This window comes from Paenibacillus sp. Soil787, assembly GCF_001429545.1.
GTDB lineage: Bacteria > Bacillota > Bacilli > Paenibacillales > NBRC-103111 > Paenibacillus_E.
The window spans coordinates 53,393-67,040 of record NZ_LMSP01000047.1 but is presented as its reverse complement, the minus strand read 5'-3'; the positions used below and the strand labels follow the sequence as shown (position 1 = coordinate 67,040).

Genomic DNA, 13,648 nt, shown 5'->3' with positions numbered 1-13,648 from the left:
TTTATAGCGTGGTATCATCCGCAATCGACGTTTCCATCAGTTCCTTGATCTCTTTGAGGTCATTGCTCTTGCCTAATGCCCACATCAATTTCGGAACAATCGCTTCTTTATTCATATCCTTCGACGAAATAATTTGTTCTCTGCCTACTCTTCGCCCAACTTCATAAAGCGTCAGATCGCCGCCCTCTTCCAGACATTGTGTCGTTATGACAATAGCGACTCCAGCTTCTATAAGCTCGATGATTTTCGGAAGAAGGTTGCGACCTTGGGTGGGAACCCCTCCTAAACCAAAGCCTTCAATGATCACACCTCTATAGTGCTGTTTCAAATAGTCAAAAAGTTCAGGCTTCGTACCAGGATGCAGCTTTAACAAAAAAACATCGGGACATAGCGATATGTCCAGCTTCATCTCTTGATTCAAAACAGGTACTACAGGCGTCGTGTACTTGATTTCATCGCCTTCAAAGTAAGCCACATACGGATGATTAATGCTTTCAAAGGCATCGTAACTGCGGGTTCTCACTTTCACGGCTCTTGTCCCGTTAATCACCTTGCCGTCAAACACAATAAATACACCGCCGATGTTTTCACACGCAAACTGGGCAGCGTTACGCATGTTATGGATGGCATCTGTATGATTGTTGTGGATTGGAACCTGAGAACCTGTAATCACAACCGGCTTACTCAAGTTTTGCAGCATATAGGAGAGCGCGGCTGATGTATAACTCATCGTATCCGTTCCATGTGTGATCACAAATCCATCATACTCATCATAATTCTTATACACAGCTTCCGCGATGCCAACCCAACATTCTGGCTGCATATTCGTGCTGTCAATTTCCATCAATACCTTACTGTCTACTTGATAAAGGTGATTGTGTGCCGGCAAATAGCTGATCAATTCATCGGCCGTCATCCCCGGGGTCAATCCATCCTCCCCAACCACAGACGCGATCGTTCCCCCCGTAGCTAACAAAAGTATCTTTTTCATAGAAACGTTCCTTTCGCGTGGTTTCCGGCTACATATAAGAACAACATGTAGAAAACCTCTATCAAGGCCGTTCAACGATGAGCGACCTGCTAGAGGTGATTTTATATAACCATTATAAATCCATCTATAGGATTTTGCTAAGAAATGCTTGGGTACGTTCGTGTTTGGGGGAATCGAATAGTACGGAAGGTGTCCCTTCTTCTACGATATATCCCCCATCCATGAAGATGACACGATCGGCCACCTCGCGAGCGAAGCCCATTTCATGCGTGACGACAATCATGGTGATCCCTTCATGGGCCAAATCCTTCATGACTTGCAACACCTCACCGACCATCTCGGGGTCTAAAGCTGAAGTTGGTTCATCGAATAACATCACACGCGGATTCATAGCCAGCGCACGGGCAATAGCTACGCGCTGCTGTTGTCCACCAGACAACTGATCAGGGTACGCATCCCGCTTCCCAGCCAAGCCGACTTTTTTCAGCAGTTCCATTGCTTTTTGTTCATTTTGCTGTTTATCGGCCTTTTTAATGTGCTTCGGGGCCAGCATGATATTTTCCAATACGGTCAGATGAGGAAATAAATTAAAGAGCTGAAAAACCATGCCTACGTTTTGGCGTAAATGATCGATATTCGTGTTAGGTGACGTCACTTCGACATCGCCAATCACAACTTTTCCGGACGTCACATCCTCAAGAAGATTCAGACAACGCAGGAATGTACTCTTTCCTGATCCAGAGGGTCCAATCACGCAAACCACTTCTTTCTCTTGGATCGTAGTCGAAATATCTTTCAGCACTTCGTTCGTACCGAATTTCTTTTTCAAGTTTTGTACGACGATCATTTGGAAGCATACCTCCTCTCAAATACGCGAGCTAAGCGGGATAAAGCATAGATGATAATAAAGTAAATGACACCCACGACTCCCCATATCTCAAAAGCACGATAGTTGGCAGAGATAATAATCTCCCCGCTTTGTGTCAACTCATTAATTCCGATGACGGACAAAAGGGAAGTATCCTTAATACTTACAATGAATTGATTGACGAAAGCAGGTATCATCCGGCGAATGGCTTGTGGTAAAATGACCAATCGCATTGTCAACCATTTACTTAATCCCAATGAGCGCGCGGCTTCCATTTGTCCTCTGTTAATAGAGTTAATACCCCCACGGAAAATCTCCGCTATATACGCACCAGCATTCAAACTGATGGCAATAATACCTGCGGTTTCTGCCGGTATCCGAATATCTAAGAAAGCGGGTATACCAAAATACTCAAAGAAGACCTGAACTAACAGCGGTGTTCCGCGAATGATATCAACATAAGAAGATGCAATAACCCGAAGAAGTTTACTGGAAGAAACATTCATCAAACCCGTAATTAAACCTACAAGAAAAGCGATCGGCAAAGAGATGATAACAATTTTAAAGGTGATTAGAGCGCCTTTCATTAACATGGGTAATGCATCTAAAATAACCTGCAACGAGGAAGTCACCGGATCCCAACCCTTCCTTTTTAATGGAATTCATAATGACGCTAACCTTCTGAGGCCCATCGAACATTGGGTGACAAAAGGTTAGCGCTTGTATTATCTATTTAGTGGATTTCCCCATATAAGTGCTGATAATTTCATCATATTTTCCATTATCTTTCAGCTTCTTGATTCCATCATTGATTTTTTTCATCAATTCTTCATTATCTTTACTGACCGCGATGCCATAGTTATCGCCGTTCAAACGATCCCCAACGATTTTCAGCTTGGAATTAGGATCAACTGCAATCTTGTATGAAAAGTCTTCCAAAGTTACATCAGCGTTTTTGTTTGCAACTTCCTGATACATGGCAGGACTATCATCGAAATACTTAACTGTCGCGTCATATTTTTTGCCATATTCATCCGCAAGCTTAGCTCCTGATGTTCCTTTTTTGATGGCAATAACTTTTCCCTTTAAGTCTTCAGGTGTTTTAATCGTTGTATTATCTTCCCGAACGATAAGCGAAAGTCCCGCTTTGTAATACGGATCCGAAAGGCTAACAACCTGTTTACGTTCGTCCGTAATACTGATACCAGCTATAGCGCCATCCAATTGTTTTGCTGTAATAGCAGGTATAATTCCTTTAAAATTCATTGGTTTTAATTCAACTTCAAATCCCTCTTCTTTGGCAATTGCGTTGATTAAATCAATATCTATTCCAATGTACTTGCCATCTTTTTGAAACTCGAAAGGGGGATACGTCGCATCTGTACCGAACGTGTATTTCTTAACTGCTGCAGCTGTTTGTGCTGGTTGTGTAGTCTGCGTAGACTTATTATCCGTAGTTGCACCATTTCCACAAGCACTAAGTGTTAAAGCTATAACCGTTCCAAGTACTACTGATAAACCTTTTTTCATGTAAGAACCCCTTTTCTTCTATTAAATTTGAGATCGATTGATTGGATCACTTTATATTTACATATTACTTCCTGCTCTACAGCAACATACAGAATCCTACAAAAATAATTACACGGCATGAAAATAAAGTTTACATGATTGATATATAATTCCACTAGAAAAATTTGTATCCGATTACATTTTGTATTGGTCTCTTTTTCATGTGATGATATATCACAGCAAAAATAAAAAAAAGGAATCCAAACCTCTAGTCCTTACTATCTCCAGACTTGAGAGGATGAATTCCTTGCTCAATTATTTAATTTTTCTAGCGTTTCCATATAAAATACTTGTAAAAACTTCTTGATGTTCACTTTTCCTTTATCGGGTTGCAGATCTTCGTCCATGACTTTCATCCTCATCCGAATATCCTGGAAATCAAAGTACAGCGGCGCATAATATTCGAACTTAGGATTACTATAATCGGTTAAACCAATGGAAGCCATATTATTTAAAGCAGCCATAATCGTCCGTCGAATACGTTGTTCAATCGCCTTGCTTTCTTTCTCGATATCTTTCTGGCCTTGTTTATAGGTGTGGGCGACAGACTCATACAATTCTTTTAAAGGAGGGAAACTCGTTGCCTCTCTATGTTCGATGGCATTCTCCATTAAAGCTATAATGTCTTTACTGCCAATCTCACCGATGATTCCCAAATCCATTAGAATAGTCTTCACCACATCACGAACTTTTCGTTCTTTACGGGGAGAGGTTGGTTCAGCGATATCTAATTTAGCTAACGATTGCTTGATCTCCGAAACATACCGCTCATATTTCCACTGCTCATTGACTTTGCTCAAGACGTGTTCTACTTCCACACGATTAATCGGCTTATGAATAAAGAACTCGATTCCTTTTTGATAAGCTTCCCCTACCATGTCCTTATTTTCAATTTGTGAAATCATAATAAATTTTCCGTCATATCCGCTGTTTTTTAATTGCGTGATTGTCTCAATACCGTCCTGATCAGGCATCAATAAATCAATCAACACGACATCCGGTTTCGATTTCAGGATCATTCGAGCCCCCTCCACACCACCTTCCGCCGTCCCCATAACCTCGCCAATGCCGCATTCATCAATAATATCTTGCAGCATACTTCTACAAACGACATCATCATCAACGATCATAATGGAAAGTGCCATCGACTCTACCCTCTTTAATTAGACTTGTTAACGGGAGACGTACAACAAACTCCGTACCGCTTGCATTCTCTAATGATTCTACTGTGATACTTCCCCCGAAGGAAAGAACAATATCGCGCACATGAGAAAGACCGATCCCGGTTGCTGCAATCCCATCTTCATTGTATTTGGTTGTATAACCAGGTTCGAAAATAAGTTCCTTCTTATGATCAGGAATTCCTTTCCCAGAATCTATAATAATAAAATAAACGTCATTTTCTTTTTCAAAGACCCGAATATGTATCGTTCCATTCTTCGCTATAGCTTCTACCGCATTGGCAACTAAATTATTTATGATCGTCAACAACGGCACATAGTGCGTCGTGTTCTGATTAAATGTCAGTTCTTTTTCAATGATAATCTTTTTCTTTAGCATTTCACTATATTCTTGATTTCCCTTTACGACAAAGTGCATGATCTCCGAAAGACTCATTTGAACAACAACTTCACTATCGAATAATTTCAATAAACCTGCCAAAATACGTTGGGAATCCTTTTTCACTTCATGGATTTGTTGGGCAATTCCTAACGTACGCTGACTATAGCCTTTGAGATTATCCTCATTTAATTTCCGGTAGAGATCATAGCTATCCGCGGTAATCCCCTCGATGGTATCCATGGCTTTTTTCAAATAAAAGGCTTCCCCATACAAACCAGAATTGATGTTCAGCATCTGCTCCATCCGTTTTTCCTGCTCCGCGTGTAGAAACCGCATCTGACTAATCACAATGCTGTTGTATAGGCCGATTACAAAATAACTGCGTACTACAGCTATGACCATTATAAGGAACCATTCTCCAAAATAAAAGGTATTCGTACCGAGGAATACCCCACGCAACAATAACTCCGTTTCATTAGAAGCGAAGTCAATTAACGCGATATATCCACCTAAGATGAGGGGGTGAAGTTCTTTCAATCTTTGTCGAAGCCTACTCATGCCGAACGCAAATACGACATAATAACAACCGGCAGCCACATTATTCTGCAAGCTCTCCAGGATCGTATAGGAATGAACGTGAGTGATCCAATCTCCAGCCTGAACAATCATGCTAAGAATCCCCGTTAGGATACCTGTTTTCACATAGGGCAGATGCGGCATGAGCAATAAAAAAAACAAAAAGATGCTAACCCCAAGACCAATGCGAAAATAGTCGTTGCTAAAGGGATTGATCTTGAATTGTGCGCCGGTGGCCGTAGCTATAGCGATTACGATCATTTGCAAGCTTTCGTTTTTGACTAAATTCTGCATCTTTCGATTCGCACCTACTTAAAGGGTCAAATTTTATCCGCTACCCATGAACTTAAATTCTAATGCTTTATAGTAACATACATGGCCCATCATTTGGAAAAAAAATTATCCGTCATTTGTGCTTCGGTTTATTTGCACGCGAACTCCATATCACAGGACATAACGAACGATCATAATGGTTTGCACATCTGTCTCTCCTTCCGATTAGCGGCGCACTTTTAGTATGAATAAAAAAGACTACCAAGTAAACAATATGCAAATAAATAACAATTTCGGGAGGGCTCCAAATGGTTGGTATTTTGGAAGCAGCAATTACTACAATTAAGTCTTTGACAGATGAAGAAAAACACCACCCTCTTCATGTAGGTGAGGTGATGGCTTGTTGGATTTACTTAGCAGGTCTTGAAGTAGCCAAAGTAACTGTTCAAGCGGGTATAAACACCACCAATGATGAAGATCTAAGAGCAGTGCTCAAGGAAGATTTGGAACTCAACCTTAGTCAACGGGAACGTCTCTATGATTTCATGCTCGAGGAAGGAATAACTTTACCGCCTGCTCATGAAGATATGCCGCAATCAGATCCTAACAGTATTCCGCTTGGTGTTAAAATGACGGATGAAGTGCTTGCCAACGAATTATCCTTTAAAATCGTTAGTTTGATTCTCCGTGCCGCAGGTGCCAATGCAGAATCGATCCGGACCGATTTCGGTTTAATATTTCTTCAATTCCAAGCTGAAAAAGTGATGTTGGGGGGGAAATTAAAACAATTAATGATGAAACGCGGGTGGATTAAATTACCGCCGTTCTTCATTCCACCTGGCTCCCCAAAAACATCAACTTAAAATTTAATGGTGTCGGTATACAACAAATGGCTGGATAAGTTTATACTTGTCCAGTCATTTTCTTTATTCAACACAAAACGAACAGGCCAGGAAAAAGCTCTCCCGACCCGTTCTTTAAATTTAATTGATTATATTCTCATTAAAGCTCGTCGCTCCGCTTGTGGCTTACATTGATCACATACGCCTAGTACCTGACCGCTTTCTGATGAATAAAAATAAAGCCGTTTTGCTTTTTTGCGACAAAAACTACACGTTTGTTTATTCACCGAATTCTTTTTTTGTTTAAGTGATAATTGAATTACTTTTCTTGTCTCCAGTTTATCTCTAGTCTTGCGTGCAAACAGGAACAAAAAAATTAGAACGATTATCAATATTATTATTAAAAATAACCAATACATGCTGATCCCTGCCTTTGGAATGACCTATTCTTCAAAAGGGCTTTTCTACGTTTCAATGACTTAAAAGAGAATGATTTTTTCAGTGACTTTAGGGCGAAATTTTCAGAATTTGCCGGATAATCGGGGTAATTCCACTTACCATAAACTCAATGGCAATCACCATAACAATTAGACCCATTAAACGCATTAGCACATTATTACCTGTTGGGCCAATCCATCGATAAATTTTAGCTGAGTTAACAAGGACAATGTATGTAAGCATAAGTACAAACGCAATTACAACGATTAATACAATCTTTTCCATAAAATTTGTCGTAGATTCCATAAGAACAATTCCATTCGTAATTGCACCAGGACCACAAATCATGGGAATAGCCAGTGGTGTAATGGAAATATCATTTACATAGGCATCGACATCCGCTTTATCAACCTTTGTACGAACAAGTCGTGCCTGAAGCATGTCCTGTCCCATTAAAATGAAAATAACCCCACCGACAATCTTTAAACTGTTAATTGAAATGTTGAAGAAGTGAAATACCCATTCGCCAGTTGTTGAAAAAATGAGCAATGTAAAAAATGAAACAACTACTGCTTTACGAGCAGTACGGACTTTCTTCTGGGATTCAAGGTCGGCCGTCATCGACATAAAGATTGGCATAATGGCAAGCGGATTAATGAGTGTGAAGAATGAAGTTAGGCTCAGCAATAAAAATGATGTGTACAGTTCCATATAGTCTCTCCTATTTATATGCTCAACAACTAGAATAATTATATCACAAAGAAAAGTGTACAATATATCCTCCAAGTTTTCGTACCCAAAGAAGCGCAAAACCGTCAGGAAAGTTCATCCTGACGGTCCTTTTTTGGTTTATAAGAGCTTTCACTCATGCCTGTTCTAGCCGTGCAATCCTCCTCCCAATCGGGGACAAGGACGATAAGGTCCAACCGGGATTTGGATCAGGCTGGTTACTCCTTGCGAAGTCATCTTGTAGATCTCATTACACAATTTGGCATCAAATCCGAGGAGCGGATGCCCCCCTATCCCGAGTGCAGATGCCGCCAACAGTAAACGCTGCACCAGCATCCCCGCTTCCATCTGCTGAATGCGGTATCCCCTAAGCCCCAGGGCGGCCGTGAGATGATCCTTGTCCCCTGCCACATGAAAGCATAGCGGAACTTGGAAGAGGTTCACGTTGTCGGAAGGCATTCCCTGCTGCAGCCTGAGCCGATGATTTCCATGACGTACCCGCCGTAGCGTATGAGCAGCGCTGTCATACTGATATGCGCCGTCCGGAATGCCATCAACGTTATAGAAGCAGCCATATAGTGAGACACGTGAAACGGGGTTCTCCTGTACTCCATCCAAATCATTACGATACCTGAAGGAGGCCGTTGCCTCCTGCAGCAGCAAGGCCAGCTGCTCTTGGCTTACCTTGCCCATAACAAAATCACCGTCCGGCGAAAAGCGCTCTCGGCTTACTGACGCTAAATCATACAATAACCGCTTCACGCGGGGCAGAACCACCACTTGATCCTCGCAGTAAACGATCTTCTCTTCCCCAATTCGCCGCAGCGGCCGATACGATTCCAATAGGGATGCTTCATTCATCTTGATTAGCATCGGATACTCCTTGACCCTCCGAGACCGGACGTAGTGATCATGCTGAACCGCCCTCAACTCCCGGCATAATTCGGTGGCGGTGCTTCCCCCCTCTCCCTCATTTCTATTGGCAAAGCAAGGGGGCGCAGGCTCCACCGACAGCGGAATCACCGCATATACACTCTCCTCTTGTTCCGATAATCCGAGAAGATGATTCACCGCCCGATCAAGGAACTGGAAATATACGCCCGACGCAAAGCCGAACCGTTTCGCCACTTCCAAGAGCTGCCCGATCAACGCACCCGCATCCAGTCCTTGCAGGCGGTAGGAAAAGTTATTGTATTTAAAGAAGTTTTTCCAAAACATAGTCGATACAAAGACAGCACCAAAGCAAGTCGACACGTCACAGCGATTGCCAAGAACCCGAGCTAAATAGGAATCGAAGTTGCCTTCGCGCAGCAACACCAAACGGTGGTGCGCCACATCATAATGATAGACCCCAGCTGGCAAATCCTCTAGCTTCAGATACACGTATAATTCATTCGGATATAACGCTCCCCCAGAGGGAACAAACCGCCGGTACAACTGCATCAGACCGATGTTTTGTACCATGGAATTCGGAGCAGGAACGGACTGTGACAATTGAGTGAGACCGAAGATGTACCAGAGAAAATGACCCATTCGACGAAGGTCGGGTTTCACCGGCGCTTCACCGCCTACGAGCGTCAGCGGCACTTCCGGAGATAACGGAACCACCGGCAAACCGCGGTAGAGCTTATACGCAAGCGGTCCGTCTTCCCAATCCACCACCGAGTCCGGTGGTTTGGTCTTGTCAATGTCATAATGCAGATTGTGCAGAAATGCCTCCAGACTCATGCTTCTCCCTCCTGATACAAAATAAACGGCTACGCCGTCCTCACAGGACGGGAGCGTTTATCTAGAAATATAGCCGACTTATTATGTGAAACATCTAAATTCTTATATTTTGAACAAGAGTGTGAACTACTCTACGTTTCAATAATTGATACCATCGTTAAAACCTATGGAAACGGATGCGGGTATGGATTGAGATCCTCTAGCCGGAGCAGCTGCTTCGCATATCCGAGTTCCATCGGTACCTTCAATACCCGCTCCAACCCGGCCACGCGAGTAAAGTGATGTCCGAATGTCATCGGCAGCATTCCTGGGATCAGCACTTTCACGCAATGAAGTCCATTTCGACTAATTTCTGGCGCTGTCACATCCACTACGATCACATCGAGATTCAATCGACGGAATGCCTTAAGAATATCCTTCAGTTCGTCCGTTAAATCAGCATGCCTTGCCTTCCGCTTGAATTCCTCTTCAAGCTTTCGCAATGGTCGATTTTCATCCAGCAAAAACTGCAGGCGCTCCTGCGCTTGCGGCAAACCGTACAGCAGTGAATGATCCTCCATCTGCTGCACCAGGGAGGAATCGTGAAACATCCGAACATATTCCTCCTGATTTGCTTCAAATTTCTTATCAAGATTCAGTACCATGCCGGCCAACTCGTGAACCGCACCTTTCATCGCCCGTACCGGATCAGGATGAGCTCCGGCCGCACAGATGAGATTCACTCCTGTTTGTTTCCTGTTCTTCGCTATCCCCCAAACACTTGGAATCCCGTGCTCCATCGTCGAATTAAAGAAATGCACATCAAACCCCGCCACGGCTCGCAAACGATCGATCATCAATTGCAATTCTCTGTCGTTAGCGGAATAAGGGTCAAGGCGTGGAAGAGACAGCTGCGCATACCAAGTAATCAGAAACGAATCTCTCTCTACCACTTCCAAAATGCCGTAAAAAATAGCCTCCTCCAAACTCCCTCCTAACGCGCATCCATTAGAAGACTCGAACACGAATCCTTGCCCGCAGCCCATGCTGTAATAGGCGAGCTGCTCTGGAACCAGAATCGGACGCTCCTGCAAAAACGAATATCCCCATACCCAATCGATTGGGAGGTCGGGATCGAACGTTGTGAAGGGAAACCCCGGCTGAGCATACTGTTCTTTCGTGTGCATCCCTAATTTGACTGGGTCGAGCGCTTGATCTTCCAGATTGCGGAGGCTGCCATGGACTACCGTCCGTTTACCTCGAGGGGCCAGACCGCAGTACCGCTCCAATCCCTCCAAGATGGCGGTGGACTCGCTCACCGCATAGGAATTAGTCCGACCTGCCGTTCCGACGTCCTCACTGAATAACGGCAGATTTACACTCACATCGGCAAATGGCGAATCGAGGTCAACCATTTTTCCATTCAAAAAGCCGGTCCGGTAATCCAGGTAGTCCTTGGTCAGGACTTTATTCAGATCATCCATCGTGCGGGAGCGGTAACTGTCTGAGCTGATCTTCGGACTTGGTTGCAGCGAAATGCGGGCTGCTGTCGATGAATCGTCAGGCAATCGGCTGCAAACCGGACACAGCGGGTCAGGGAGAAAGAAGTGAAGTGTACTCTCCAGCGATTTCAGGTTGATCAGAAACATATTCCCTTCCGAATGAACCCGTTTGCCTTGTAACATCCCCAGTGCCTCAACCACCAGAAGGTGAGCAACCTGTAAAAGCCCTGTACGCGACGCCCAAGCATCACTCGGCATTCTCGCGTACGCCGCCAGCCTCATCTGCAGCTCCCGCATCTCCCTGCGCTCGCGTCCCGCCATAAGACGCCGGGTGTCTGCACACTGAGAGCATCCTCGTTTACCCGGACGAACTAGAGGCCCGATCACGCCCTCGCCGAATGAAACGAAGCCACGAAGCCACGGGATGCCGGCTGGCTGCAGCAGCTTTTCCGCCTTTTGATGAACAGCAGGATGCCAAGCATCGTGCAGCACCAGCGCTAAAGTCACCGCTTCCGATACTCCTGCCTCGAAATCGATCTGACGTACAACCTCGAACTGGGCTGAAAGTTCTTCGTACACGAAGTCCGCCAACACCCCATCTCCCACAATCATTACGGTAGCGCTCACCGGGATCCCTCCTCTCGCAGCAACACGCCAAATACCCCTGCCATTTCCTCTTTCAAAAACGGTTCTACTGCCAGATCGAACACCAAGAGCCGCTTACGGTTCCGTTCTAAGACCTGTAAGGCGGACTGAAGAACCTCCGATTTTGCCGTCACTTCACATGAGGGGATCTTAAGACTTAGCGGCAATTGTTCTGACAGACGCACGGACGAAACCTTCAACACTTGTGATGTGAAGCAAGCCGTTTGGTTTTGTGCCTCTAACAGAGCCTGTTGCAAAGCATCCCGCAACGCCAGGGTTACATTCAAGCCTACACCGCCATACCAGCGATCACTCGTACCGACCCATATCACGGGGAATCCGGAGACTTCCTTCCCCATGCCAATCATTGGTGCTCCCTCCATCGTCGTCAAAGCCTGTAAATAAAACTGGCAGTGTTTATCTTCTAACGCAGACAACTGTACTCGAATGACAGAGGGTAACTGATACGCCAGTTGCTTACCCAGCACCTCGGCCAAACACTTTTGCAGCGCTCGGCCAATACCTTCCGCAACCGTTTCTCCCGCTCCGACGCCGATAAATTCCTGCGGCTCTATCCTGCTGCCCTCTGATTCCTGATGAGAAGGAAACGTCGAAACGAGCAGTCCGGCCATTCGCGACACATACGCTTCAATCCCGGACAGCCCTGCTTCACGTCTAGCTCCCTCATGCGTCAATTCGTTACAAACAATGCCCTCCAGCAGCCTAGCCGGCCCATCAGACAGCGGATCGACTGCCTGAACGCGACACTGAGAGAGAGGCAGCTGCTTTAAGTCCCCCTCCTCCCAAATATGAAAAATCCCTGATTCCACCGATGTCAACCGGCTGAAATAAGGAAGCAATCCGTTTTCACTTTTGCTTGATCTTCGTTCGAGCTGCTGATCGAAATCGTGAATCCATTCCGCCCCGGTACGTCCGGTCACAAGCGGATGGGGCATGAACCAATGCCATCTTCCTTCCAAAGTTTCCAGATTAAGCAGGAAGAATTGATTACTTTGCCTCGAATCGTTCGCTCCCGTAATCTTCTTAAATAATTCAAATACAATCACATTCGCTAACATCGCTCCGGCTGTAGAAGAAAAGGTGTGCAGCTGAGGGTCTTTACAAATCGCGGATTCATGTATGCTGCGCCATGCTGACTCCCAGCATCCTTCAATGTCCGGATGCACCAACGGACCCGCCAGACCCACCTGTTGCAGAATTACCGCGGGAAGAAACACCTTTTCCTCCTCCCTGCAAACCGCATGAAGAACCCGCAGTTCCTCGATATCACCCTCTCGTGACACAAATAAAATCGAATCAAACGGCCTTACAGCCTCCCGCCATCTGCTACCCCCCTCCTTCTGCAGGGTAACCTCCTCTATTGCAACCTCGGGATCCGTTTTACGGGCATGTGCCGCCAGTTCTAACATCCGTTGCCGATCTGTCGGCTCTGAGCCCGACACCAGCACATGAAACTTGGGCAATCCGGATGCAAGCAGCGCAGAAACTGCCGAGATCAATAATGGACCAGAGCCGACCGCTAATACTTTGGCCTGACGATAAGACTGAAACCGATACGCACCGGAATTACCGAAATTATCCAAAAATTCAATTTGAGAAGCATACTTTTTGAGAGCCTTTTGCGGCAATTCATGTGGAGTATCTTGGCTCACATCCCTTACAAATCCATTGTGATACAACATTTCTGCGATTCTATTTACCTGGTTCCGATGTTGGTCCGGCAATCCGTCTGTCAAATCCTCCAAACTATGCTCCCCGTTGAATATCGGTATCAGTTTTTCAATCCATTGATCGATCATTTCTCCTTCCATACGGAACGAGCTTATATTATTTCGAAAATACACACTACCGTTTGGATTAGGGAGAAAAAACGTATCCCTTTTCACCTTTAGTCGCATCGAAGGGTTCAAATTTGTCATGCTAT

The 13,648-nt window shown here is 44.9% G+C and carries 12 protein-coding genes; 1 reads left to right on the top strand and 11 read right to left on the bottom strand.

Annotated features, from left to right (window positions below; genetic code table 11):
- Position 1: 1 nt before the first annotated feature.
- The 6 genes from ASG93_RS31625 to ASG93_RS31600 all read right to left on the bottom strand — a co-directional run bounded on the left by ASG93_RS31625 (position 2) and on the right by ASG93_RS31600 (position 5,861).
- On the bottom strand, positions 2 to 991 hold the full coding sequence (locus tag ASG93_RS31625) for an asparaginase (protein WP_056838798.1): 990 nt from the start codon (positions 989 to 991) through the stop codon (positions 2 to 4).
- A 124-nt stretch (positions 992 to 1,115) separates the two neighbouring features.
- Positions 1,116 to 1,838 (bottom strand): amino acid ABC transporter ATP-binding protein, encoded by a 723-nt coding sequence (locus ASG93_RS31620; RefSeq protein ID WP_056838796.1) that lies wholly within the window; start codon positions 1,836 to 1,838, stop codon positions 1,116 to 1,118.
- Positions 1,835 to 2,491, bottom strand: a complete 657-nt coding sequence (locus ASG93_RS31615) for an amino acid ABC transporter permease (RefSeq protein WP_056838794.1) — start codon at positions 2,489 to 2,491, stop codon at positions 1,835 to 1,837. Before ASG93_RS31615 ends, ASG93_RS31620 begins: the two co-directional genes overlap by 4 nt.
- A 97-nt stretch (positions 2,492 to 2,588) precedes the next feature.
- Positions 2,589 to 3,389 carry a transporter substrate-binding domain-containing protein gene (locus tag ASG93_RS31610; RefSeq protein ID WP_056838793.1) on the bottom strand — a complete coding sequence of 267 codons (801 nt, stop codon included), beginning with the start codon at positions 3,387 to 3,389 and terminating at the stop codon, positions 2,589 to 2,591.
- Positions 3,390 to 3,679: 290 nt separating this feature from the next.
- Positions 3,680 to 4,573 carry a response regulator gene (locus ASG93_RS31605; protein WP_056838791.1) on the bottom strand — a complete coding sequence of 298 codons (894 nt, stop codon included), beginning with the start codon at positions 4,571 to 4,573 and terminating at the stop codon, positions 3,680 to 3,682.
- A complete protein-coding gene (locus ASG93_RS31600; RefSeq protein WP_056838789.1) occupies positions 4,548 to 5,861 on the bottom strand; it encodes an ATP-binding protein in 1,314 nt (437 codons plus the stop codon). Before ASG93_RS31600 ends, ASG93_RS31605 begins: the two co-directional genes overlap by 26 nt.
- Positions 5,862 to 6,148: 287 nt before the next feature.
- On the opposite strand from ASG93_RS31600, the gene ASG93_RS31595 reads away from it, so the two are divergent.
- Positions 6,149 to 6,703, top strand: coding sequence for a DUF3231 family protein (locus ASG93_RS31595; protein WP_056838786.1), 555 nt, complete (start codon positions 6,149 to 6,151; stop codon positions 6,701 to 6,703).
- A 128-nt stretch (positions 6,704 to 6,831) separates the two neighbouring features.
- Here ASG93_RS31595 and ASG93_RS37360 read toward each other — a convergent pair whose 3' ends face one another.
- The 5 genes from ASG93_RS37360 to ASG93_RS31575 all read right to left on the bottom strand — a co-directional run bounded on the left by ASG93_RS37360 (position 6,832) and on the right by ASG93_RS31575 (position 13,643).
- Positions 6,832 to 7,122 (bottom strand): LPXTG cell wall anchor domain-containing protein, encoded by a 291-nt coding sequence (locus ASG93_RS37360; RefSeq protein ID WP_414858905.1) that lies wholly within the window; start codon positions 7,120 to 7,122, stop codon positions 6,832 to 6,834.
- A 67-nt stretch (positions 7,123 to 7,189) separates the two neighbouring features.
- Complete coding sequence (locus ASG93_RS31590; RefSeq protein ID WP_056838784.1) at positions 7,190 to 7,831, bottom strand: MarC family protein; 642 nt, start codon at positions 7,829 to 7,831, stop codon at positions 7,190 to 7,192.
- Between the two features lie 165 nt (positions 7,832 to 7,996).
- Positions 7,997 to 9,577, bottom strand: coding sequence for a SagB family peptide dehydrogenase (locus ASG93_RS31585; protein WP_056838782.1), 1,581 nt, complete (start codon positions 9,575 to 9,577; stop codon positions 7,997 to 7,999).
- Positions 9,578 to 9,741: 164 nt separating this feature from the next.
- Positions 9,742 to 11,670 (bottom strand): TOMM precursor leader peptide-binding protein, encoded by a 1,929-nt coding sequence (locus ASG93_RS31580; RefSeq protein ID WP_414858904.1) that lies wholly within the window; start codon positions 11,668 to 11,670, stop codon positions 9,742 to 9,744.
- Positions 11,671 to 11,681: 11 nt separating this feature from the next.
- On the bottom strand, positions 11,682 to 13,643 hold the full coding sequence (locus ASG93_RS31575) for a putative thiazole-containing bacteriocin maturation protein (protein WP_056838779.1): 1,962 nt from the start codon (positions 13,641 to 13,643) through the stop codon (positions 11,682 to 11,684).
- Between the last annotated feature and the right edge of the window lie 5 nt (positions 13,644 to 13,648).